The 23236-nt window shown below is 62.9% G+C and carries 25 protein-coding genes, 1 pseudogene and 1 riboswitch; of the genes and pseudogenes, 10 read left to right on the forward strand and 16 right to left on the reverse strand.

Annotated elements, in window-relative coordinates:
- Nucleotides 1–196: 196 nt before the first annotated feature.
- Entirely contained in the window at nucleotides 197–634 is a 438-nt protein-coding gene (locus tag C9I57_RS04395) for a MarR family winged helix-turn-helix transcriptional regulator (protein WP_107149717.1), read from the reverse strand.
- A 319-nt stretch (nucleotides 635–953) separates the two neighbouring features.
- Here C9I57_RS04395 and C9I57_RS04400 point away from each other — a divergent pair, with 319 nt between their 5' ends.
- A complete protein-coding gene (locus C9I57_RS04400) occupies nucleotides 954–1625 on the forward strand; it encodes a peroxiredoxin-like family protein (protein WP_107149434.1) in 672 nt (223 codons plus the stop codon).
- An 87-nt stretch (nucleotides 1626–1712) separates the two neighbouring features.
- Here the strand turns inward: C9I57_RS04400 and C9I57_RS04405 are convergent, their stop codons facing one another.
- The 11 genes from C9I57_RS04405 to C9I57_RS04455 form a co-directional block, all read right to left on the reverse strand.
- On the reverse strand, nucleotides 1713–2606 hold the full coding sequence (locus tag C9I57_RS04405) for a LysR family transcriptional regulator (protein WP_107149435.1): 894 nt from the start codon (nucleotides 2604–2606) through the stop codon (nucleotides 1713–1715).
- A 90-nt stretch (nucleotides 2607–2696) separates the two neighbouring features.
- A complete protein-coding gene (locus tag C9I57_RS04410; protein ID WP_107149436.1) occupies nucleotides 2697–4499 on the reverse strand; it encodes an FAD-dependent oxidoreductase in 1803 nt (600 codons plus the stop codon).
- Nucleotides 4500–4672: 173 nt separating this feature from the next.
- Nucleotides 4673–6583, reverse strand: a complete 1911-nt coding sequence (locus tag C9I57_RS04415; RefSeq protein WP_107149437.1) for a DUF3857 domain-containing transglutaminase family protein — start codon at nucleotides 6581–6583, stop codon at nucleotides 4673–4675.
- 92 nt (nucleotides 6584–6675) lie between these two features.
- The gene (locus C9I57_RS04420) at nucleotides 6676–7671 is read right to left on the reverse strand and encodes a sodium:calcium antiporter (RefSeq protein WP_107149438.1); all 996 of its coding nucleotides are present in this window, start codon (nucleotides 7669–7671) and stop codon (nucleotides 6676–6678) included.
- 55 nt (nucleotides 7672–7726) lie between these two features.
- Nucleotides 7727–7910, reverse strand: a riboswitch (yybP-ykoY riboswitch).
- 112 nt (nucleotides 7911–8022) lie between these two features.
- Nucleotides 8023–8424, reverse strand: a complete 402-nt coding sequence (locus C9I57_RS04425; protein ID WP_107149439.1) for a DUF6795 domain-containing protein — start codon at nucleotides 8422–8424, stop codon at nucleotides 8023–8025.
- A 41-nt stretch (nucleotides 8425–8465) separates the two neighbouring features.
- Nucleotides 8466–9065, reverse strand: a complete 600-nt coding sequence (locus C9I57_RS04430; protein WP_107149440.1) for a ProQ/FinO family protein — start codon at nucleotides 9063–9065, stop codon at nucleotides 8466–8468.
- A gap of 191 nt (nucleotides 9066–9256) precedes the next feature.
- Nucleotides 9257–9898, reverse strand: coding sequence for a DUF2262 domain-containing protein (locus tag C9I57_RS04435; protein ID WP_181321723.1), 642 nt, complete (start codon nucleotides 9896–9898; stop codon nucleotides 9257–9259).
- A 213-nt stretch (nucleotides 9899–10111) separates the two neighbouring features.
- Nucleotides 10112–11260, reverse strand: coding sequence for a hypothetical protein (locus C9I57_RS04440; protein WP_146166170.1), 1149 nt, complete (start codon nucleotides 11258–11260; stop codon nucleotides 10112–10114).
- Complete coding sequence (locus C9I57_RS04445) at nucleotides 11232–11555, reverse strand: toxin-antitoxin system YwqK family antitoxin (RefSeq protein ID WP_107149718.1); 324 nt, start codon at nucleotides 11553–11555, stop codon at nucleotides 11232–11234. The genes C9I57_RS04440 and C9I57_RS04445 overlap by 29 nt, the downstream gene beginning before the upstream one ends.
- A 19-nt stretch (nucleotides 11556–11574) precedes the next feature.
- A complete protein-coding gene (locus tag C9I57_RS04450; protein ID WP_219909852.1) occupies nucleotides 11575–12027 on the reverse strand; it encodes a hypothetical protein in 453 nt (150 codons plus the stop codon).
- 18 nt (nucleotides 12028–12045) lie between these two features.
- A complete protein-coding gene (locus C9I57_RS04455) occupies nucleotides 12046–13005 on the reverse strand; it encodes a GlxA family transcriptional regulator (RefSeq protein ID WP_107149444.1) in 960 nt (319 codons plus the stop codon).
- Nucleotides 13006–13123: 118 nt separating this feature from the next.
- Between C9I57_RS04455 and C9I57_RS04460 the strand changes: the two genes are divergently transcribed.
- The 6 genes and pseudogenes from C9I57_RS04460 to C9I57_RS04485 form a co-directional block, all read left to right on the forward strand.
- On the forward strand, nucleotides 13124–13924 hold the full coding sequence (locus C9I57_RS04460) for an SDR family NAD(P)-dependent oxidoreductase (RefSeq protein WP_107149445.1): 801 nt from the start codon (nucleotides 13124–13126) through the stop codon (nucleotides 13922–13924).
- Nucleotides 13925–14026: 102 nt separating this feature from the next.
- Nucleotides 14027–14440, forward strand: coding sequence for a hypothetical protein (locus C9I57_RS04465; RefSeq protein ID WP_146166172.1), 414 nt, complete (start codon nucleotides 14027–14029; stop codon nucleotides 14438–14440).
- 159 nt (nucleotides 14441–14599) lie between these two features.
- The gene (locus tag C9I57_RS04470; RefSeq protein WP_107149447.1) at nucleotides 14600–14917 is read left to right on the forward strand and encodes a DUF4148 domain-containing protein; all 318 of its coding nucleotides are present in this window, start codon (nucleotides 14600–14602) and stop codon (nucleotides 14915–14917) included.
- A gap of 357 nt (nucleotides 14918–15274) precedes the next feature.
- Complete coding sequence (locus C9I57_RS04475; RefSeq protein WP_107149448.1) at nucleotides 15275–15976, forward strand: cytochrome c biogenesis CcdA family protein; 702 nt, start codon at nucleotides 15275–15277, stop codon at nucleotides 15974–15976.
- Nucleotide 15977: 1 nt separating this feature from the next.
- Nucleotides 15978–16520, forward strand: coding sequence for a thioredoxin family protein (locus tag C9I57_RS04480; protein ID WP_107149449.1), 543 nt, complete (start codon nucleotides 15978–15980; stop codon nucleotides 16518–16520).
- A 34-nt stretch (nucleotides 16521–16554) separates the two neighbouring features.
- Nucleotides 16555–16653 (forward strand): annotated as a pseudogene (locus tag C9I57_RS04485) (peroxiredoxin); the annotation flags it as partial.
- A gap of 17 nt (nucleotides 16654–16670) precedes the next feature.
- Here C9I57_RS04485 and C9I57_RS04490 read toward each other — a convergent pair.
- From C9I57_RS04490 to C9I57_RS04500, 4 genes are read right to left on the reverse strand one after another with little or no spacing between them, the layout of a single operon-like run.
- Complete coding sequence (locus C9I57_RS04490; RefSeq protein WP_107149450.1) at nucleotides 16671–17990, reverse strand: sensor histidine kinase; 1320 nt, start codon at nucleotides 17988–17990, stop codon at nucleotides 16671–16673.
- Nucleotides 17987–18646: a winged helix-turn-helix domain-containing protein gene (locus tag C9I57_RS04495; protein WP_107149451.1), complete on the reverse strand. Its 660-nt coding sequence runs from the start codon at nucleotides 18644–18646 to the stop codon at nucleotides 17987–17989. The genes C9I57_RS04490 and C9I57_RS04495 overlap by 4 nt, the downstream gene beginning before the upstream one ends.
- A gap of 7 nt (nucleotides 18647–18653) precedes the next feature.
- Nucleotides 18654–18776: a hypothetical protein gene (locus C9I57_RS33135; RefSeq protein ID WP_258187495.1), complete on the reverse strand. Its 123-nt coding sequence runs from the start codon at nucleotides 18774–18776 to the stop codon at nucleotides 18654–18656.
- Nucleotides 18773–19156 carry a GFA family protein gene (locus tag C9I57_RS04500; protein WP_107149719.1) on the reverse strand — a complete coding sequence of 128 codons (384 nt, stop codon included), beginning with the start codon at nucleotides 19154–19156 and terminating at the stop codon, nucleotides 18773–18775. The genes C9I57_RS33135 and C9I57_RS04500 overlap by 4 nt, the downstream gene beginning before the upstream one ends.
- A gap of 328 nt (nucleotides 19157–19484) precedes the next feature.
- On the opposite strand from C9I57_RS04500, the gene C9I57_RS04510 reads away from it, so the two are divergent.
- The 3 genes from C9I57_RS04510 to C9I57_RS04520 are packed head-to-tail and all read left to right on the forward strand — an operon-like array spanning nucleotide 19485 to nucleotide 23236.
- Nucleotides 19485–20612 carry a substrate-binding domain-containing protein gene (locus C9I57_RS04510; RefSeq protein ID WP_107149453.1) on the forward strand — a complete coding sequence of 376 codons (1128 nt, stop codon included), beginning with the start codon at nucleotides 19485–19487 and terminating at the stop codon, nucleotides 20610–20612.
- A 49-nt stretch (nucleotides 20613–20661) separates the two neighbouring features.
- Complete coding sequence (locus C9I57_RS04515) at nucleotides 20662–22212, forward strand: sugar ABC transporter ATP-binding protein (protein ID WP_107149454.1); 1551 nt, start codon at nucleotides 20662–20664, stop codon at nucleotides 22210–22212.
- 4 nt (nucleotides 22213–22216) lie between these two features.
- Entirely contained in the window at nucleotides 22217–23236 is a 1020-nt protein-coding gene (locus C9I57_RS04520; protein WP_258187496.1) for an ABC transporter permease, read from the forward strand.

The raw sequence follows: 23236 nt of genomic DNA on the forward strand, positions 1-23236 counted from the left end.
CATTTCTCTGACTTGTCAGATATATGGTAGAAAAAATCGTGCCGCACATGTTCGCTCTCCACTCTGTGCATGCACAATAGTTGACCTGTCAGATATAGTCAACGGCGCGCTGATAACTCACAGTTTCCGTGGGACGAACAATCCGTCTTGTTCGATGAGACTGGGTGGTCGGGAGATGATGACCCGTCGTGTCTGGTCAGTCGCCGGCAAACTTGCGCAGCAACCTGCGCAACTCGGCGACCTCATCCTTCGTGAAAGCCTTCAGGCGGGCGTTCAGCACTTCGACGGCAACCTCCGGCACCTTATCGGCGACGGCGGTCCCGTCCTTCGTCAGCGATAGGTTGACGACACGCCGGTCTTGCTGATCTCGCGAACGAACGAGGAGCCCTTTCGCTTCCAGCTTGTCGAGCATCCGCGTCATCAGGCCCGTGTCCATGCCGAGCATCTTCGACATCTCGAACGGTGTCGTTGCCAGCTTCCGCCTGAGCATCAGCAAGATACCCATCTGCTGGCTCGAAATATCGAATTCCTTAAGCGCGCCGTCCATCTCGGCGGTGATGAGATTGCGCGCCCTGACGAGTTGGAAGCCGACGCTTTCGGTCACATTGAAGGTTGCTTTCGTGTAATGGCGCACGTGTCGGCTCCTGCCGGTATCGCAATACGACTGACCCATCAGATACTAGCAGATCAGCTATCGTTCGCACGCCGATGTGGCCCTGTCCTCTCGCAGACGCTGACCTATCGGTCTCGATCTCGCCCTTTGAGCCATGCCCCATGGGAATGGCAGTTATGCCCGCTGACTCCTATCCGAGCCGTTTGCGTTTCACCGATGATCGAGCCACGACGAATCGAGATGTCGTGACTGCCGTAACGAAAGCCGCTGTGTCCTGCCTATACGGTCAATAAACAGGCCCGCAGCGAAAAGCCACCTACCGCATCATCGGAGACTCATCATGTCGCTTCAGGACAAACTCGACGCTTTCAAAGCCGACTTCAAAGCGGGCAAGCCCCCGTATCACGCGCCACCGGAGATCCACCCCGTCATGGAGCGAGCGACGGCAGAGCTCATTGCCTCCGGTCAGGCAAGCCGTGCGATCAAGGTCGGCGATCTCGCGCCACACTTTCGCCTGAAGGATCAGGACGGCAACGACGTCTCGTCCGCCGAACTGCTCGAGCAAGGTCCGCTCGTCGTCACGTTTTATCGCGGGGTGTGGTGCCCGTACTGCAACCTCGAACTGCAGGCGCTGAATGAGGCGCTTCCCGAGTTGCAGCGCTACGGTGCGAATGTCGTTGCGATTTCGCCGCAGACCGCTGTCAATAGCCGCAAGTCAGTCCGCATCAACGAGCTGGGCTTCCCCGTGCTCAGTGATACGCACAATGGCACGGCTGCTGCGTTCGGACTGCGATTCGAGCTCCCTGACTATCTGATCGAGCTCTACCAGAAGCTCAAGAACGATCTGCCGACTTTCAATGCCGACCCGAGCTGGACGCTGCCGATGCCGGCGCGCTATGTCATCGGCACGAACGGCATTGTTCTGTACTCCGAAGTGAACCCCGATTACACGCACCGTCCCGATCCGTCGGAAATGTTCCCGGTCCTGCAAAAGGCGACGCAATCGGCATAATGCCGCTTTGTCGACAAGCCGCGGCCTGGTGGCCGCGGCGAGTGGTTCCGCACTCGCCTCAACCACCAAGGCAGGAGATCCGGTGCCTCAAGCGGGCGAGACCGCCAGCACTTCCTCGACAAAAGCAACGAACGCGCGCGCCTTCGACGTGACAAGGCGGCCGGACGGGAACACAGCCCATAGGTCGACTGGAGGCAGTTGCCAGTCCGTGAGCACGGCGCGCACTTTTCCCTCACTGAGTTCGGGCGCGAACATCCATTGCGAAGCAACCGCGAGGCCCATGTCGCCGAGCACGGCCGTTCGTATGCCTTCCGCCGCACTCACACGCACCCTGCCTGAAACGACCACGATCTCCTGCTTGCCGTTTCGACTGAACGACCATGACTCACCGCCTCCTCGCTGGGAATAGACGATGACTTCGTGGCCGCTCAGATCGGCCGGCGTCTTCGGAATGCCGGCCTCGGCAAAGTAGGCAGGCGTGCCGACGACGAGCCGCGGACTGCTTGCAATCTTGCGCGCGGTCATCGCGGAGTCGTCGAGCGTCCCCATGCGCAGGGCGACGTCCATGCCTTCTTCGAGCAAATCGATGTTGCGGTCGTCGAGCGCGATGTCGATCTCGAGATGCGGGTGACGATCGAGAAAGCGCTTCAACCCCGGCAGAACGTGCAAGCGTGCGAAGGTCACGGCCGCCGACACGCGCAGGCGCCCGGAAAGGCTCTCCGAAGACTGCCGTGCCGCGTGCTCCGCTTCTTCGGCTTCTTCGATGGCTCGTTTCGCGTGCTCGTAGAAACGCTGGCCTGCGTCGGTCGTCGTCAGCCCGCGCGTCGAGCGCAAGAGCAACCGCGCGCCGAGTCGCTGTTCCAATTGCGCGATCGATTTTGAAACGGCGGGCTGCCCGAGGTCGAGCCGGCGCGCAGCGGCCGAAAAAGATCCCGCCTCGACGACGGCGACGAACGTTTCCATGGCTGCCATGCGGTCCATCTACGAGCCCTTTTTAATGAAGCTTCGACAGTATCATCGAAGGGGCAGCATGCGCAGCAGCACTCCAGGGACACTACATCGCGCCACGCGTTAGCGAACGTTGGCGGTGGCTATGGACGCACCGGCTGCTTCCGACTGCGCGGCCAAGAACTGGTGAATCTGCGAGACTACAGCGGCCCCTTCTCCCACGGCCGCCGCAACGCGCTTCGTCGAACGCGACCGGACATCGCCGATCGCGAACACGCCCGCGACGCTGGTCTGGAGCGGCAGCCGCGAGGCCCTCGGACTGTCTTCCGCCCCCAGGTCAGCGCCTGTCAATACAAAGCCTTTCTTGTCCACCGAGACACCGCAAGTGCGGAGCCAGCTCGTATTAGGCTCGGCACCGATGAAGAGGAACAGATGATGAGTCGCGATGCTTTCGAGCGCACCGTCGCGCCGGCGATAACGGACGAGCTCGAGCCGCTCCTCGCCTTCGAGCGCGGCGACTTCGCAATTCGTATGGATCGTGACGTTCGGCAGCGATTGAATGCGATCGATCAGATACCGGGACATGCTCTGTTCGAGATCGGGGCCGCGGACGAGTAAATGCACGTGAGCGGCGTGCGAAGCAAGAAACACTACCGCCTGCCCCGCGGAGTTGCCGCCGCCGACCAGCAGCACCGATTCGTTGCGGCATAGTCGCGCCTCGATTGGCGTCGCCCAGTAGTAAATGCCGCGGCCTTCGAAGCGCCCAAGCCTATCCACGGCCGGACGCCGATACTCCGCACCGCTCGCGATGATGACGGTGCGCGCCGTGACACGGCGTGAGTTCGTCAACTCCACCTCGAGCGGATACTCTCCGCAATGCAGGGCCTTGACCTCTACCGGAATTCCGATGTGCGCACCGAATTTCTGAGCTTGATTGAAGGCCCTCCCGGCTAGCGCCTGCCCCGAAATCCCCGTCGGAAAACCGAGGAAGTTCTCGATGCGGGCGCTCAGACCCGCCTGACCGCCTGGCGCGCGGCAGTCGAATGCGGCCACCGACAAGCCCTCGGACGCCGCATACACGGCCGCCGCCAGGCCCGCCGGTCCCGCGCCGACGATCGCGACGTCGTATATGTGGGCGGGATCGAACTCCGGCAGGATTCCTAAACAAGACGCGAGCTGCCCCTCGTCGGGATTCCGCAATACGGTCCCATCGGGACATACGACGAGCGGCATGTCATCGCACTGGGGAGTCAGACGCTCGAGCAAGGCAATCGCATCGGCATCGCCGACATCGAGCGCCATGTGCGGAAACCCGTTGCGTCGCAGAAAGTGCTGCAGCGCGAGCAGGCGGGGCGTATCGGGCGAGCCCACGAGCACTGCGCCCTGCCCGCGCTCGATCGCCGCGACGCGCCTCAAAATGAGCGCGCGCATGATTTTTTCGCCGAGCTCGGCCTCCGCGATCATCAGCGCGCGCAGCCTGTCCGGCGGGATCACGAGCGCTTCGACCTGATCGATGACTTCAGCATCGACGAGGGCTGGCTTGCCGGACAGCATGCCGATGTCGGCCGTGAATTCGCCCCGCAGAACATCCTCGCGAATCAAGCGTTGACGACCGAGCCCGTCGCGCGCGGTGTAACGAACCTTGCCGGACAACAGGACGAACATGCCCGGACTCGTGCTGCCCGCGCTATAAAGCAAGTCGCCCGCGGCGTAACAGCAGAGCGCACCGAAACGATGCATGCGGTCGATCTCCGCATCGGTCAGCGTCGGAAAGATCTGGTGGAAACGCAGACTGCTGAACGGAGACTGCTCGTCTACCGCGGGCGAACGAGCGGCGCCATTCGTACCCATTTCGACTGGGTTCGCGGGGGCGCCGCTTTGCGAAGAACCGTCACTGATCATCACTTGCCTCTTGACCGCGAGCATGAATCCTATCGATACGCTCCATGTGGGCGTCGTCGCGGTGTTCGAAGCCCCCGAGCAGCTTAATACATGACGACGAAGAACGCTTCGGCGTTGACCTGCCGGGAACCGATTATTCGCGTACTTTTTAAAATCGCACGGTGATCGATACGTTCGATCGTGTATGTACGCAATCGCTATTGGCCACCGAGGCCACCGCCTTGCACGACGACCTGCGCCATGGCATCGCGCTCGATTCGTTCGAGCGCGACGCGCATCTGCGCAAATTCATCCGGCGTGCAAACCTGTTTGCCGAAGTCGACCTTCAGCCGGCGCGTAACCTGAACGACGCGTGTCTGAGGATCGAAAATGTAATCGGACGCATAGGTCAAGCCGCCCGCGTTTATCGAAAGTGCTTCGGGGACATAGATCGTCTTGACGTTCGGCGGCAGATCGATCTGCCCTTCCTCTTCGAAGGTGCCTCCGATGCAGACAAAAGGCCGAGTCCGCCGCGGCACCGCGAGCCAGTCCTCGACCTGTGTCGCGATCCCGCCCGCCAGGCTCGAGAGCGCCGGCACGCCCGTCACGCCGTCGGGCCAGACGATATGCTCGATCGCGCCCGTCATCGTGACCGCGAACGGGCCGGCCGTCGCCGATACGTCGTCGGTCGTGAGCGTCGCCGTGCCGCGCAAGCCCGCTTTCTGCAACCGCTCATAGGCGATCTGCTGCATGCGCTCGCGCGTCGCGCGCCGGAAGGCGTTGCGCTCGAGTTCGGCCGTGAAACCGCTGTCCTCGACATGGTAGGCGTAGCGCCCTCTGCCACTCGAGTCGACGTCGATCTGCACGCGCGCATCGCGCGAGCGTTGCTGCGTCGCCGGCGTGCGCACGAGCACGCCTTCATCGACGAGCAGCGCCGGTCTATCCATGAGGCTCGTCGGCAGATCGCCGAACGCGATGCCGCCCGCGGTGGTATCGGCGAAGCGCCGAAGCTCGGGAATCCATACGATCGCGTGATTGATCGCGCCTGCTCCGTAACCGGGCACCGAGGGTAAGGCGTAGACGGGCCCGAGTGCAATCAGCGCAGGCTCGCTACGTATGCCGACGGCCTCGAGCAGTGCGCCATAGAGCGCGACATGGTCCTTGCAGTCGCCATAGCGGTTGCGCAGGATGTCGACCACATGGTGCGGCCGCGTCGCCGTTTCGCCGACGAACAGGGCCACGTAGCGGATGTTTGCGCGCATCCAGTCGTAGAGCGCGCGCGCTTTCGACCAGGCATCGGGCGCATTGGCCGTCAGTGCGCGCGCGAAGGAGACGATCGTCGGATCGTTCGCGGTCGGATCGACCGCACCCTCCTTGTAGCGCTCCGCGAAAGCGGCGAAGCTCGGCGCCGTGGTGACCATCAGACGATCGCCATACTGCGCATACCCTACCGCGCCGTGCTCGATTGGCGCATAGGGACCGTGACGGTAATCGAACTCGTATCGTGTACGCCCGCCCTCGGTCACAGGCGGCTTCGCTGCGTACCCGCGAGCGTCGGCATAAAGCGGCATGTCAGCCGGCAGATCGAAGACGAGCTCCTGATTCTCGACGGGGACGCGCTCAGGCTCGACGAAGTAGGCGAACGTGCCCGGCTCGATCGCCTTGAAGCGCGACTTGCGAAACGCGACGTGAATGCGCCACCCGGGCTCGACGCCCGGAAAGATCACGGTGCGCAGGAGACCGTCCTCGAACATCGGCGCGCCGGCCGCGCGCGGTTCCTGCACGTCGCGAATCGCGTCGCGGCCCACCGGATGCGCGTTGCCATCGGAATCGATCGATTCGGCCGCCACCAACGTCAATCTTTCGGTGTCCTTATCGAACCAGACGTAGTGCTGCGCAATCGCATCGACGCCGGTTGCGGTGTTCGCGCGCATCGTCGTGTCGTCGTACTCGTCGACCGTGCCGTTGTGCTGGACGACAAATCGATGAACGTCGGACTCGATCGTCGCCGGCGCCGCATCGTCCGCCTGGGCTCGCGCGCTCGGGATTCCGGCGATGGACAATGCCACGAGCAGCACGGATGCGAACGCCGCGCGAAATCCCGGTGGAAGAACGCTTGCAACGAGCATTGGAGCGACACGTGAATCGCGCACGCAATAGATGAGGACATATATTGATGCCGCGTCTTGCCCGTTGCAAGCTTACGCTCGAACGCTGACGATCAAAAAACGAGCAAAAGCGCCGCGAATACCGCGTACAGCCAACCGACGCGGACCAACTCTCGGCTATGCACCTGCGGCGCCTTGAAGGCTCGTTGCAAGAAAACGATGGCAACCGCCGTGACGCCCGCGGCGATGATCGATTGCGTGGCCAGATGCCAGCTCGTGAAGAAGAGACCGAATGCAGTGGGCACGGTCGCTTGAATCATCATTGCGCCGCTGATGTTGGCGAGCGCAAGACGTTCCTTACGCTGCCGTACCCAGATTACTGCGTTCATGATTTCCGGCAATTCGGTCGCGATTGGGCTGAGCAGCAGCGCGGTGAGCTGCGGCGCAAGACCTAGCCAAGGTCCGATCACTTCGATTTGCCGCACGAACAGGCGCGAGGCCAGAAAGATCACGGCCAGCGCACCGAGCGTCTGAACGACGATCCAGAACATCGCCGGACTCGGATCATGCGGACGCAATTTCAGCGGTTCCAGCTCGTCGAGCCCGTCGATATCGTCGGTCGCCGTGAGTTCTTTCCAGCAATAAACGGCGTACGCCAACAGAAACGCGATACCCAGCACGGGCTTGAAGGAGAACACCACCAAGCCTAACGCGATCTTGAAGACGAAGATTGCGAGAAACCACAATTGATCGCGGCGCAGTCGGCGCGTGTCCGCCTCGACGTGTGCCTTGTCCCGACCGACACGGCGCGCCGTTGCGAGAAGCGTGATGCCCACGACCGCATAGGCGACGGTGCTCAGGGCAAGCGGTCCGCCGATCGCGGCGCCGACACCGATCTCCTTCTGCGCGGCGGTGCCGCCAAAGGCAACCGCAACGAGCGTCACGACGCTCTCGGGCAACGCCGTGCCGAATGCGGCAAGAATGGTGCCCGTGGCCGTTTGACTCACGTGCAGTTTCTGTCCGAGCCATTCGACACCGTTGACGAATGTCTCGCAGGAGAGGTAGATGATTGCAGCGGAGGCGATGAGCAGTGCGACCGTCCAGATCATGACAGTCGCCCCGTGGCGCGGAGTTGGGAAAGCAGTCGCATCTCGGTTATGTTCCACGGGCCGGGACAAGAAAACCCAATGACGTCTCGCCTTCGCCCGGCCCGGGTAAGAAGGGATAACGTCACAGGTCTCGCCAAGCCGCGAAACGGCTGTCATCACCATGGCGCGGATGGGCCAATTATGTTGATGATGACGCTTCACCACGCTGGTGAAGCAGACTACTCCCCCACGACGGGGCAGATTATAGCGCAAGCCGGCACTACGATGACAACATGAGGCCAGGTTGCGGTGCCTTACCGGCACGCGATCCCTGACCGTGATGGGGGCCGTTGTGAAAGCCTCGCTCAGCTTTTAGGCGACCCGGCAGATCCCGTAATGCGTTCCTTCGTGACCAGGCTCTCGGTCGAGCTCGCACACCAGCTCGATTGGCCGACCATCGAGCTCGGTATTCGCATCCCAGCTCATTTTGCCGTTCCGCCAACCGATATATTCGCCCCCTCGGTAGCGGATGAGGATTCTCTGCAGCACCACCGGTTGCGAAGGAATGAGCCTACGCAGACCCGCCCTGCGCTCGATAGCGGGAAACCGGAAAGCTCCGCGGGCATCAGTCGTGCAACGCTGTGGCGGAATTTCGTTCTCGTTCTCCGACCAGATAACCTGCTCGACGAGTTCCGCCCCCTGCACGGGTTTGCCATCCATCAACACGGTGCCGTGCACTTCGGAGAAAAGAACGAGACGATCAAATACTCCCATCGCCCATCCCTCGTTCTGTCAAAGCATTGCGGCAAACAACGTCAGGCGACTCGATCGGAAGCGGCTTGATCGGCAGCAGGCTGATCGATAGGGTCCGCCGCCGACGGTTGTTCCGTCGCTGCGGCGCTCGGCTGCGCTACCGCATTGCCAGGCTCGGTTGCCCCTTTGGTTTGGCGGCGCGAAGCATGCGCGCCGTGCGCTTGCCTGCGTGCGAACGCGGCGTCGCGTGCGGTGACCGAGCCGGCCGGCGCGCCGGTCAAGTCGACGCGCACCGCTCCATCCGTAAGGCACGCCCAGTAGCGGCTGCCGCGGCACCAGGTGCTAACTCCGAGGCGGATCTCGTCTTCTTTCAGCTTGAGCTCTTCCGCGTGCGCAAGAAGGTCCGCCAGGATGCCGATCTTCAGCGGCACTTTAGGGGCCGGCTTTTTGGGGAAAGCCGCCGGAAAACGCTTTTGCAGCTTGCCGATCGTACGCAGGACCGGATCGACCGGCTCGCTCTTCGCGCTCGGCCGGGCGCTCGTCTTGGGTGCGGTGGGCCGAGCGGGCCGAACGGGCTTCGCCGGCTGCCGCTTTGCTTCCCTCTCTTCTTGCGCCGCCTTTTTAAGTTGTTGCTTAAGTACTGCCAGTTGCTCGAAACCCATGCTACGTCCTGTAACGGTCCGCCAAGAATGGGAATATTACAGCCCTTTGCCGGCGGGCGTCGATGGCCGCCCCCTGGAACTCTTGAGCCAGCGACGTGCCGGGCGGCGTTGCGGGCCTTCCTGACCGTCGTGAATCGAGAAAAACGCCTTGTGTAGGCCGTTTCGGGCGAGACCATCGATTGTCTCCTGCATCAACCCACGATAGTCGCAGCCGTTGGCCCCGCTGCCAACGTCCCGTCAACCAGGATCGCATGACCCCAAAACAAATCTCCGTCGGCGAAGCAAAAGTCAAACGCGCCGCTGTCGGCGATCGTTATGGACTGCAAAGAGATGCGTCGTGCAAACTCGTCCGCCGTGACCGGCTCTTCGTCCTCGTCCAGCCCACTGCGGTTTTTGAGGTCGAGAAGGTCGGCTATCGCTCGGTCGAGCACGCGGGCTTGCCATTCGGCCGCCTCTTGCCATAGCGCGTGCGCCTGTTCGAGTACAGCGGGCAGCGCGTCGAGCGTCGGCGCCTGGAAATGAACGCTGACTTTTCGCCCATGCCATTCCGCAGTGGCCTCGAACCAGTCCAGTCGTTTATCGAGAAAACACGTGCCGAACAGCCGATCTTCATATGTCACGGGCAACTGCAACCGCGCCGCCTGTTCGATCAACTCGGCATCGTCTGCAAGCTCCGGCACCTCTTCGAGCCAGGCTTCCGGTCCGCCCGCGTCGGCATCGATCACGAGACGCGCGCGGATGCGAACCGCAGCATAGGGCGCCGCCGCCAGTCGAAAGCCCGTGAGCGTCTCATTGTCCACCTGCCTTCTTAGCGACAAGCTCGCGCTCTGCATGGCGCCACCCGCGAGACGCCAGACCGGCAGTGTCATGCGAGAGACCACGACTCTTGTCCGCGGCCTTTTTGTCCCGATACGCCGTCCGGACCAACTACGCCTTCGATCACAACTACAGGCGCGGTCTGCAAAAGCGCATCTAGTCGAGCCCGGTGCGCTCGCCGTTCCGCCCATTGATCTTCTGTCATGATCCCCCCACCTGTAACGCGATACTTAGTACGTCACGCCTCTCCACGGCAGTTGCAGAGCCGAGATTCGGTCGGACTCGATTGCGAAAATCATGCCGCGTGTCGGCTCATGCAGGCGACCGGCGAAGCCCGGCAAAGACAAGATTTGCATTCGAGAGGCAATGTCCCACACCGTCGTTCCCGATATCGCGGCAACGTACAGGCGTGAGCCGTCGCTGAAAATTTCCACCACCCGATCGTCCGCGCCGGCCATGGGCCATCGTGAATTCGGGAACCGCACTGTCGTAGTGACATCCAGAATGCGTACGCCCGGCCCATCCACGGCGCCCTCGCTATCGTCGTAGATTTCATCGTCCCAGTTTTCGAGCCCCCACAAGGCAACGTGCTGTTCATCGATCCAGCAGGCAGGCGGCCCCCAATCTCGACGCATCGTGAGATTGATGGCGGAGGCGCCGTTCTCGCTTTCCCAAGGGTTGAATGTGAGCCAGTCCGTAACAGACCAGGCTCGAGGAATGGAAACAGGGTGCCAAACCCACCCATCGTCGAGCAGACGGCTTCCGTTCGGGCTCGGCAGCAATTCCCCGTGGAAATAGTCGAGGTGATAGTCCTCCACCGATTTGCCGTCTTCGAACACCGGCTCATCGCGCTCGGTGAGCAGCTTTCCGGTACCAGGATCGGACGCGTCCAGCCGATTCCAGTCGGTGCGATGAACGAGTACGTCGTGCCCTTCATGACGAACGAAGCAAGCGCTGAATGGGACGGTGTCCTCGCAATAGTGACCGCCGTCGAGGCGCATCGTCACTTTACCGCCGGGCACTTCCACGATCACGCCTTCCCGCCCCCGATCGATCACGATCGCCGCGTATCTGCCTTCTAGCGCGGCGTGCAGACGATAGGCGCGATACTTCGGCGCTTCGCCATCGGGAGGAATATGCGGCAAATCGACCGTGCAGAGCGCCTTGCAGGTCCGCGCCGCAAAATCGATCCCATGTAGTGTTCCGTCCTTCGTCAGGACGAGCAGATCGCCATAGTCGGCGCGTACGATGCGGCCGTCGATGATCGGTGAGCCGGACCACGTCAGCGAACATAGCGGAAGTGCCACGCCGCTCCCGGCAAGCAAACTACTATCGTTGAACTCGCCCATCTCAATCGCGAATTGGTGGAGGTTCGTCATATTCCTCGTTGCCATCGGCCGACCAGTATCTCCAGTGCCCCACTTGCTCTCCCTGCGAGTACTGCCCCTCGGCGGCCAAATTCCCGTTTGGCTGGTAGTCGCGCCAAACGCCCTCTTCCTTTCCGTCGACGTACTGCCCTTCCGACAGCAGCGTCCCGTCCACAGCGTAGTGCTCGTACCTTCCATGCCGAATCCACCGTTGTCCGTCCGACGACAGCTTGCGCGCATAACGGAATTTCACGCCTCCGGATTCGTAGGGGATCTCGGCAATGTGAAGCTCATTTTCCGCAGTCATCAGCATCGTCTCCTGCACGTCACATCGCGGATCGGGACATCGGCCGACAACGCCGGTCAACAGGAATCGCCTTCGTCCCCGTGATCAAGCGCCCAGGCTTGAACGCAGCCGCTCCCTCGTAGTCTTTGCTGCGCCAGATCACGGCACAGGTCTTCGCCTCTACCGCATACACGATGCTCGTGCTGCCGGAATAAGTCGGCACGTACAAAATGCCGCCGGCCAACGCGATCGGTCCTTCGACGATCGACACATCGTCACTGACCGTACACGCGGGAGCGGCAGCGATCGATATCGTCATAGGCCCCTGCCAAGCAGTTGGTGTCGGTTTGCCGATGGATTCTCCGAGCTCAATCGTCACGTTGCCGACCTTGCCAATGCTGCCCTCGATGCGCACCGGCATGAAGTCACATGCCGATACGATCCACGGTGCGAAGGTCAGCGCTGCCATAAGTGCTGCAAGGATTGCGCGCATTGTTTGCTCCGTTGTTTTTTACAGCGCGGAAACGGTCTCGATGCGCGCATCGCGTCGCACGGCCTGCGGCGGCAAGCCAAAGCCGCGCATAAAGGCTTCCCGCATATGGCGGCGATCGCGGAACCCCGTTTCCTTGGCGATCGTATCCAGCGGATGCCGGCTTTGCTCGATCATCAGGCGCGCGGCTTCGAGGCGTAGTCCTTCGATCGCCTTGGCCGGCGATTTGCCCGTTTCCAGCGTAAACACGCGGCTGAATTGACGCGGGCTCAAGTGGACAGCCTCGGCCAACTCCTCGACGGTCAATGGTCGGCTCAGGTTCTTGCGCGCATAGTCCAACGCGCTCTGGATGCGATCGGACTTCGGCGCGAGATCCAGCATTTCGGAGTGCTGCGATTGCCCGCCCGATCGCCTCTGATGCATGACCAGCTTGTGCGCGACGGATCGCGCGACTTCCGCACCCAGATCCTTCTCCACCATCGCGAGCGCCAGGTCGAGGCCCGCGGTCATCCCGGCAGACGTCCAGACGGAACCGTCGACGATATAAATGCGATCGTCTTCGACGCGAATGTCAGGAAAGCGCTTCTGCATTTCGCGCGCGAAAGCCCAGTGCATCGTTGCGCGCCGCCCAGCGAGCAACCCGGCTTCGGCCAGCACGAATCCGCCCGTACAAATGCCCGCGATGCGCCGCGCGCGCTGGCCCGCTTTGCGCAGGAATGCGAGGACCTCGGCAGGCGCGGGTGAAGTGGTCGGATCGATGACGCCCGCCACGATCCACGTATGAACTTCGCGGCGTTCGCGCACCGACCGGGTGCCGACGACCATGCCCAATGACGAGCGCACCTCGCCTCCGTCGACCGAAAAATTGTCGAGCTCATAGAACGGATCGCCCGTCGCCACATTGGCGCACTCGAAAACGGCCTGTGTGGCAAGCGCCATGACCTGGAAGCCGTCGCTCAGAAGAAAGCCAATCCGATGCATGTCCGTTCTCCCGCACCCTGTGTCCTGAATCAATACCTTATACGTCATTTACGCCACAGTCAAACCGCGTCAAAGTGTCCTCACGCAATTCCTTGCAACGTTGAATCGGAGAAACGACATGACGCAAGCACATCAAGGCACAGCCCTCATCACCGGCGCATCGTCGGGCATCGGCGCGATCTACGCGAACCGGTTGGCCCGCCGCGGCTACGACCTCATTCTCGTCGCGCGCAACCGCGACCGCCTCGCCGCGCTCGCCGAGCGCATCGGCGACGAGACCCATCAAAGCGTCGAGATCGTCGATGCAGACCTGAGCGACCGGAACGACCTCTCCGCCGTCGAAGCGAAACTCAGGCAGGACGCGAGCATTACGCTGCTGGTCAACAACGCCGGCGTGGGCACGCACACGCCACTGCTCGAGAGCGACGTCGAAGCGATGACGAAGATGATCGATCTGAACGTGACGGCACTCACGCGTCTCACTTATGCCGCGGTACCCGGCTTCGTGGCGCGCGGCAAGGGCGCCGTGATCAACATCTCCTCGATTGTCGCGATCGCGCCGGAGGTTCTCAACGGCGTCTACGGCGGCAGCAAGGCCTTCGTGCTGGCCTTCAGTCAATCGCTGCACCACGAACTCGCCGACAAGGGCGTGCAAATTCAGGCGGTTCTGCCGGGGGCCACGGCCACCGACTTTTGGCAGACAGGCGGTCTGCCGCTCGAACACCTTCCGAAGGAAATCGTCATGTCGGCTGAAGCGATGGTCGACGCGGCGTTGACCGGCTTCGATCGGCGCGAACTCGTAACGATCCCGTCACTGCATGCGGTGGAGGAATGGGACGCTTACGAGGCTGCGCGCTTGACGATGTCCCCGCATCTCACGAGCAACGTCCCCGCACCGCGCTACACGGTCGCGCAATGATGCTGCTTTCCGCAGTCGTATGAATCCCGCCGAGAGCGGTGCCCGGTGCGGCGTTGGCAACGCAACCCCTTCATCGGCACACCCTCGGCAAACTAGAGAACCATGATGGAAAACGCTAAACGATGGATGACGGCGCTCATCGCAGCGCTCGTCACAGTGACGTTCCAGATTGCCGAAGCTGCCGACGCCAATCGGCACGATCCGGCTCCGACGACGGTGGCTCGTCATGCTCCCGGAAATTCGCCGATCAGGTTGCGGGTCGAAGCTCCCACTGGGCGCATCGAGCAACTCGCCTATCGACCCGGACAAGGTTGGAGTTCCGCCGCGCCTGCTCGGTCCGACGCCGGGACGGCCGCCCCCCGCGCCGTACGTGCGGATGCGGAAGACCGCGATCGGAACGCGGACGGAAGCCAGCCCATGAGCGTATTCATCGACGGCCCGACTGGCTACACCTATGTTTGGAATCGCGATAAGGGCTGGACGTTCGTGGGCCGCATCAGCAACCGCATCGAGTAATCGGCGCGGGACCGCATCGACCGAGATTGTTCCGCTCCCCGAAGCAGTGAATTCACTCAGCAGGCATTTAACTAACAAGCGAGCACGCCTAGACTTCGTTTCACCTGCTGCTGATACCGAATCACAGCTCACTCGGAACCGAACTTAGGAGGTTACATCATGAACTCGCTTATCAAAGCCGTTGCTGTCGCGCTCGCCATCGCCGCTCCCGTCGCGTCGTTCGCGCAATCGAATCAACCGGTCACGCGCGCACAAGTTCGCGCCGAACTCGTGCAACTCGAGAAGGCCGGCTACTCGCCGATCCGTGGTGACGATCCGTACTATCCGGCCGACATCCAGGCTGCCGAAGCGCGCGTCGCTGCGCAAAACGGCGGTGTCGCCGGTACGACCGACGTTGGCGGCGTAAGCGCGGGCGCGGCTGCGTCGGGCCATGCGGCCAATGCAACTGGCACGAAGTCCATCTACTTCGGGCAATAACTGCCTCGACGCAAAAGCGGGGCGACCAGTCCGCCCAGCTCTCGCCCGCACCTCTCGTTGCGGCGCGGATCCGATACTAGAGGCCGGCACGGAGCGACCGCTCCGTCGCCGGCCTTTGCCATTTGGCTCATCCGTCGGGGTACGTAAGCATCCATCTCGTCAACGCTTCGCTACTCTTCCTGTCCTTCATTCGATCGACCAAGTCGGCCCCCTACACCTGGACACACGCCGGATTGTGTCGCAATGTATCCGAGCCGCGTATCGATACAAAGCATTGCAACGAAGCGGCGTCGGCGACACAAGCGAGATACGTGAGGGCGCTCCAATACAGCATGCGCAAAACGAGGAGCGCCAATCATGCACAATCTGCTCGAACCCCCGCTGGCCCTGCTCGCAGGCCTCTTCACAGTAGCTTCGCCCTGTGTCCTGCCGGTCATGCCGATTCTGCTCGGCACGTCGGTGGAGAGGCCGAGCCGCGGGCGCCCGCTGCTCATCGTCGCGGGGTTCATCGTTACGTTCACGTCCGTGGCGCTGATGCTCGGTGCCGTCTCCACCGCGGTTCATGTCGCGCAGAACGCACTGCGCGATACGGCTATCGCATTGCTGGGATTGTTCGGACTGTTGCGCCTCTGGCCTCGCCCCTATGACTGGCTGGTCGCGCGCATCGCCCCTTTGTTGCAAGCCGGCTCGGGCACGTCGGCCGGCAACGGCAACGCAGGCGGCTTCGTGCTGGGCATGTCGCTCGGCGCCGTATGGACACCGTGCGCGGGCCCGGTTCTCGCATCGATCCTGGTGCTCGTCGTCAAAGCGCAGAACCTCGAATGGTCCGCGCTGCTGCTGACCTTGTATGCCGTCGGAGCCGCCATTCCCATGCTCGCGATCATCTACGGCGGCCAATACATGGTCCGTCACGTACGGCTCGTCGCGCGGCACGCCGAGCGTCTCCAGCAATTGTTCGGTGTACTGATCATTCTGACCGCGCTCGCGATCTATCTGCAATACGACGTGCTCGTCTACGGCTGGATCTCGTCGTTCTTTCCTTCGTTCAAAGGAGTTTGACATGCTCTCTCGATTCAAGGCCCTCGCGGCGGCGGCGGTTGCCGTCGCGATCGCGGCCGGGGTAGCCACCGCCGGTGGCACCGCGACAGCCGGCCAGGCCGGCAACGGCAAGACCGCGCCCGAATTCACCGGCATCGACAACTGGATCAACAGCCCGCCGCTGACGCAGCAACAGCTTCGAGGCAAGGTGGTGCTCGTCGATTTCTGGACTTATAGCTGCATCAACTGCATTCATACGCTGCCGTACGTCAAGACCTGGTACCAGAAATACAAGGACCAGGGCCTTGTCGTGGTCGGCGTGCATACGCCTGAATATCCGTTCGAACGCAGCACCGATAACGTCAAGACCGCGATCAAGCGCTTCGGCATCGAATACCCAGTCGCGCAAGACAACGAGTACGCGACCTGGAACGCGTACAGCAATCAGTATTGGCCCGCCTTCTATTTGATCGATAAGCAAGGCCGTGTGGTCTATACGCACTACGGCGAGGGCGAGTACGCCCAGACCGAGCAGCAAATCCGCAATCTTCTTGCACAAAAGTAAGTACCTTCTCCCATCGAACCAACGAGGAATGACTATGACCACGACCACGACTGTCCTTTACACAGGCAAGACTCACACGACCTCCGGAGGCCGTGACGGCACATCGCGCAGCGACGACGGCCGGCTCGCGATCGATTAGAACGGCAAGCTTCAACTAGCGCTTTTCAGTGTGAGCGTTGCAGCAAGCCCGCCCTCAGGCCGGTTCGCCAGGCTCAACGTCGCATCCATCGCGCGCGCGAGTTGGCGCGCAATCGCGAGTCCGAGGCCCGTGCCGCCCGTATGGCGATTGCGCGACGTTTCGAGCCGGTAGAACGGTTCGAACACCGTCTCGATCGATTCGGCCGGTATTCCGGGGCCGCTGTCGAGCACCGAAATGGCGACACGCCCATCGGGCAATGCGTTGACGTCGATGGTGGCGGTTCCCCCGAACTTGAGCGCGTTGTCGACGAGGTTGCCGACGATGCGACGCAACGCCTGCGGCCGCGCCGTCACCGCAAGCGCGGCGCGGCTGCCCATCGATACCTGCGCGCCTGCGTCCACATAGTCGTAGACGATGCTCTCGAGCAGCGCGTCGAGGTCGATTTTGCGGGGCTCCTCTCCCGTGCCGTGGAGCGTGCGCGCATAGGTCACGCCCTCCTTCACGAGGTTTTCCATTTCCCGCAGATCCTGCTGCAGCTTGCCCGCCCGCTCCCCATCGTCATCGACGTCGAGCCGCAGGCGCATCCGCGTGATCGGCGTTTGTAGATCATGCGAAATAGCCGCCAGTATCTGCATCCGCTCGGCCGTGTAGATCGCGATGCGCTCCTGCATGGCATTGAACGCCCGAGCCGCGCGCGCCACCTCCGAAGGCCCTTCCTCCGACAGCTTAATGGGCTTCAGCTCGGGTCCGAGCGCATCGGCCGCGCTCGCAAGCGCCGCGAGGGGTCGCGTCGCGATCCGCACCGCAAGCCAGCAGCAAGCAAGGAGCACCGCAAGCTGCAGGATCAATCCGAATGGCAACCATCCCGAGAGCGGGAGGCTCGACATGGGGTGGAAATCGATCGTGAGCGGCGTGCCGTCCGTGAGCCGCAGATGCACTTGCAGATGATCGTGCTCGCCAGGCACTGCGTTGGCGGTCACCGGATATCGCGTGCCGACGCCTTCTTCGATCGCTTGCGCGATTCGCGCCGAAAGCTTCTCGTCAGGCGTGCTGCCCGCGATGCCCGGGCCGAGCACGAAACGGTAGGTGCGTCTCGCGAGCCGCGGCAGCCACGCCTCCCTTTCATCCGCCCGCATCCGATCGAGCAAGGCGACCGAGGTCGTCACTTCCCTGTCGATGTAGCTGACCATCATGCTCGTCGTGGTCTGATCGCGCTCGGTCAGCGTCAGCCAGAACGACATGCCCTGCGCTAGCGCGAGTCCGATCGAGAGAATCAGCGCCAGTCGCGCGAATAGCGTGCGCGGCCAATGCCAGGCACCGAAAAGCTTCATTGCCCCGGCCCGTCCACGGCCGTCACGGCCGCGGAGAAGACATAGCCTTCGCTGCGCAGGGTCTTGATGTAACGCGGCTCGCGCGCGACGTCGCGCAACCGCTGGCGCAACCGGCTGACGAGCAGGTCGATCGAGCGATCGAACGCGTCGGCCTGCCGTCCCTGCGTCAGATTCAACAGCTGGTCGCGCGTCAAGACGCGCTGAGGGTGATCGAGAAAGACGCGCAACAGCCGGTACTCTGCGCCGCTCAACGCGACCATCGTTCCTTCCGAGTCGAGCAAGTGGCGCGCGGTGGTATCGAGCCGCCAATCGCCGAACGCGAGGATGTTCGCCGTTTCGGTCACCTGCATGCCCGGCGGCAGCATGCGCGTCCGGCGCAAGACGGCACGCACGCGCGCGAGCAGCTCGCGCACGGCGAACGGCGTCGCGCGGTGCTTGCCGGCACGCAGATCGCGGCAAAGGACAAGCCCGTCTTCGCCAGGCAGCATCAGGTCCAGCACGATCAGGTCGGGCGCTCCGCCTTCGAGCACCTGACGCATCTCGCGACCGTTCGCCGCCAGCGACACACGCATGCCGTTTTTCTCGAGATAGTCGCCGACGAGCTCGCGGATGCCGCGATCGTCGTCGATGACCAGCACATGGTCGATTTTGTCCATGAGCGGATCATACGCCGCGTCGCTTGACGCGCACCGGACTAGCACTGAGCAGCATGCACTGCACCGGATGCGCGAGCTCGGCGGCAAGACCGCCCATGATGAAGGTGGCGATCGCAATGAGACGTATCATGACTCCTCCACGACTGACAAACTCGCGCCGTCGGCAACGCTCGCTTCGAGCGCATAAGGATCGACGCCTTCCAGGCAAGCGACATTCACGCGCCAGAGCTTCGGGTTCATACGCGTCTGATGAAACGTATAGATACCGCAATGCCGGCAGAAATAGTGCTTCGCGACGCGCGTGTTGAACTGATAAAGCGCCAGCGCATCGTGGCCGCTGACAATCGTCAGATGGTCCGCCTCGAATGGCGCCGACATCACCGCGCCGCGGCGTCGGCACAGGCTACAGTTGCAGCGCGTCGCGGGCTCGAGCGCGGTACGAACCTCGAACCGCACGGCCCCGCAGTGGCAGGATCCGCGCAGCGGCGCATCGGCATCGGTGTGGCTCATCATGCTCTCCTCTAGGTGACGGTCGTGTTATACCGCGAACGCCCACCCGGTTTGTATCGTCATGTATCCGGCCAAGGCGGCGATACAAAAAATTGCATGGGTGCGTGCGAATGAGACGGCTCCATAACGCTCGAGCGAGTAGCCGTCGAGGCGAGCCGAATACGCTTCGAATGCGAGCCCAGCCTGACAATGCGTAAGCTCCGCCCCGCGCAACGTCCCATTAAGTGGTGGCGCTGCGGCGTTCCTTGACAGGTCTGTCGCCACTCATCTAACGTCTCCGGATCAGGCGGTATTCACCTGGTCGATGGGGGAAAAATCAATGAGAAGCATGCAGAAAGTTCTGTATCCCACGGCAACTGCAATACTGATGACGGCCGCATTGTCATTATCGACGCCGGCTTTTTCCGCGGGTCCCAAGGTAGTCAATGGGCCCGGCGCGGAGGCAGGCTGCTTCAAGCCGGAATCGGCCAGCACGAAATTCTTCCAGTGGCCAGCGAAGCCGGGGCCTTATCGAATTGCGCTCGTGAACGGGTTCATCGCCAACGACTGGCGCGTCCAGATGATCCGGGTCGCCAAGGCCTATGTCGCCCAGCCCGCGGTAAAGAAGGACATCAAGGAATTCAAGGTCGTCTCGGTCGGCCAGGACATCTCCGCGCAAATCGCCGCGGCCGACAATTTCATCGATCAGGGCTTCGACGCGATCATCGTCGACGCCAATAGCGCCGCGGCCTTCAAAAGCGTGGTCCACAAGGCCAATGCGAAAGGCGTGGTCGTCGTATCGTTCGACAACGTGATCGACAGCCCGGACCAGATCTCGGTCAACGTGAACCAGATCGGCCTCGGCGAAATGGCCGCCAAGTTTTTGCTGGACAAAGCCAAGAAGGCGGGCGATCTGACGTTCCTGCACGTCCGCGGCCCGTCCGGTCAGCCGGTGGACCTCGCCCGGGACAAGGGCTTTCATGACGTGCTCGACAAGTCGGGCCGCAAGGTCAAGGTGGTCGACGTCATCGGCAACTGGGCGCCCGGCGATGCGCAGAAGGCCACCGCCGACGCGATCGCCGCGGGTGGCGTGTTCGACGGCCTCTACGTTCAGGGCGGAACGCAAGGCGCGGTGCAGGCGATGCTCGACGCCAACAAGTTCAAGGCGCCGATCTCGGGTGAGACGGAGAACGCTTACCGCATGCTTTGCGACAAGGCCGATCTCACCTGCCAGTCCGGCGGCACGGGCCCGGCGCAGAGCGCCGTGGCCATCAAGACCGCGATCGCCGCGCTCAAGGGCGACGTGATCCCACAAAGCATCGCGCTGCCCACGTCGGTCGATTACTCACCGTTCAAGCCGGGCGAGAACGTCTTCCCGAAACTGCCGGGCAGCTTCTTCGCCGGCAACAACTTCCCCAGCTGCAATATCGGTTTCTCGGCCGAGGAAATCGCGACGCAGAGCGGCACGAACAACTGAACCGGAGAGCGGCGGCGATCGCCGCCGGGCGGGAGGGAGACACGACACGATGGTGGAGCAAACGCCGGGCTCACTGCTGCGGGTCGAGGGGGTATCGAAGCACTACGGCGGCGTCCGGGCGCTGCAGGACGTGCAATTCTCCTGCCGCGCGGGCTCGATCCACGCCCTTTTGGGCGAGAACGGGGCGGGTAAGTCCACGTTCATCAAGATCCTCTCCGGCGTGGTGCGGCCCGACAGCGGCCGCATTTTTCTCGACGGCGAGCCGGTCAACTTCGACGCGCCCAAAGCGGCAGCGGACGCGGGCATCTCGTGCATATTCCAGGAGCTTTCGCTGCTGCCCGATCTGACCGTGGCCGACAACATCTGCATCGCCGACCGGCGGCGCCGGTTCGGGCTGATCGATCGAGCGGCCGAGCGGCGGCGGGCCGAAGAGATGCTGGCCATTATCGGCGGCGAGGACATCCACCCCGCCGCCCCGGTCGGCAGCCTGCCTCTGTCGCGCCAGCAGATGGTTGAAATCGCCAAGGCGCTGGCGCGGCGGCCTAAAGTGCTGATCCTCGATGAAGCGACGTCGGCGCTGACGGCCGCCGATGTGGCGAAGGTCTGCGCGCTTCTCAAGCGCCTGCGGGCGGAAGGGATGGCGATCATCTACATCTCTCACCGGATGCACGAGATCGCCGAGCTGGCCGACGAATGCACGGTTTTCCGCAATGGCCGCTACATCGAGACGTTCGCGGCCGGCACCCGCTCGGACGATGCGATTGTCGAAATGATGATCGGCCGGGAATACTCGAGCGCGTTTCCGCCGCTCGGCGGGACCCGGCGCGAAGGAACGCCGGCGCTTGCGGTCCGCCATCTTTCCTGGGCCGGCGAATTGAACGATGTCTCGCTCGAAGTCCGTCCGGGCGAGGTGGTCGGGTTAGGCGGGCTCGACGGTCAAGGCCAGCGCGAGTTCCTGCTGGCGCTCTTCGGCGCGCTGATTGGTGTTGGCGGCGAGATCGAAGTGGCCGGTAAGCCGGTGAAGATCACGAGCCCCCGGCGCGCGAAGTCGGCAGAGCTCGGGCTCGCGTTGATTCCCGAAGATCGAAAGAACGAAGGCCTGATGCTGCCGATGACGGTGCGCGAAAACCTGTCCTTCGCCGCGCTCGACGCGGTCAGCCGTTTCGGCCGGATCGACCGCAAAGCCGAAGCGGCGTTGATCGACGCGCTGGTGCGCCAGCTCGCGATCAAGTCGGACGGGCTCGACGGTCCCGTGGCCGCGCTGTCGGGCGGCAATCAGCAGAAGGTCGTGATCGGCAAATGGCTGATGACTAAGCCGCGCGTCGTGCTGCTGAACGACCCGACGAGAGGCATCGACGTCGGCACGAAGCAGGAGATCTACCAACTGCTGCGGCGGCTGGCGGAACAAGGAACGGCCATCCTTTTTTATTCCACCGATTACGACGAACTGATTGGTTGCTGCGATCGCGTGGCCGTCTTCTACGACGGCACGATCACGCGGATGCTGGCGGGTGCCGAGCTGACCGAGCACAATCTGATCGGCGCCGCACTGAACCTGACGTCGGCGGCCAGGCGGCCCGCTTCGTCCGTCGCGAGGTAGCCGAATGAGCGTCGAGCGAGGAATGATCATGACGAGCAGGCGGCGCGAGGGAAGCTGGCGCTACGGGTTGGCGGCGCATCGCGGCGCGCTTGCCGCCGCGGCCATTTTTGTCGCCATGTTCGGCGTCTATGGGGCGGCCCAGCCGATGGGGCTCACCGTCGATGTCGTCAATACGGCGGCCAACAAAGGCGCGCTGCTCGCGCTCGTGGCGATGGCGCAGACGTTGCCCGTGCTGACCGGCGGGCTCGACCTTTCGGTCGGCATGATCTTCATGCTGGCCAATTGCATGGCATCGACGATCGTCACCGGCGATGCGGCGACGACCGCGCTCGGCATCGTCGGTGTGCTGGTCGCGGGCCTCGCCTGCGGCGCGTTGAATGGATTGATCGTCGTCTACGGTCGGCTGCAGCCGCTCATCGCGACGCTCGCGACCAGCGCGATTTATTTCGGCGTCGCGCTCGCCCTGCGTCCGCAGCCGGGCGGCGACATCAACGGCGATTTCGCCGACTTGATGACGCGCTCGACTTACGGCATCCCCTCCTCCGTGCTGTTGATCCTCGCCGCTCTCGCCTTTGTCTGGATGCCCTACCGCAATTGCACGCTCGGACGCGCGGCCTATGCCGTGGGCTCGTCCGAGCAGGCCGCCTACATGTCGGGCGTTCCGATCGCGCGCGCGAAGCTCTGCGCCTACACCCTTGCGGGGCTTTTCGCGGCGCTCGGCGGGCTACTGCTCACTTGCATCACCTATTCCGGCGAGGCGCGCGCCGCGCTCGGCGGCGACTACACGCTGAACTCGATCGCCGCCCTCGTGATCGGCGGCACGTCGCTCTTCGGCGGCTCGGGCGGCGTGGTCGGCTCCGTCTTCGGCGCGTTCGTCATGCGCACGGTGGGCGATCTGCTCATCGTCTTCAACATCAATCCGGTGCTGCAGCCGCTATTCGTTGGGGTCGTCCTGCTGTTCGCGGTCAGTCTCGGCTCGCTGCGTCTGCTGCGCATCCGCAACAAGCTCGACCTCTATCGGTAG

This window comes from Trinickia symbiotica (genome assembly GCF_003028655.1).
Taxonomy (GTDB): domain Bacteria; phylum Pseudomonadota; class Gammaproteobacteria; order Burkholderiales; family Burkholderiaceae; genus Trinickia; species Trinickia symbiotica_A.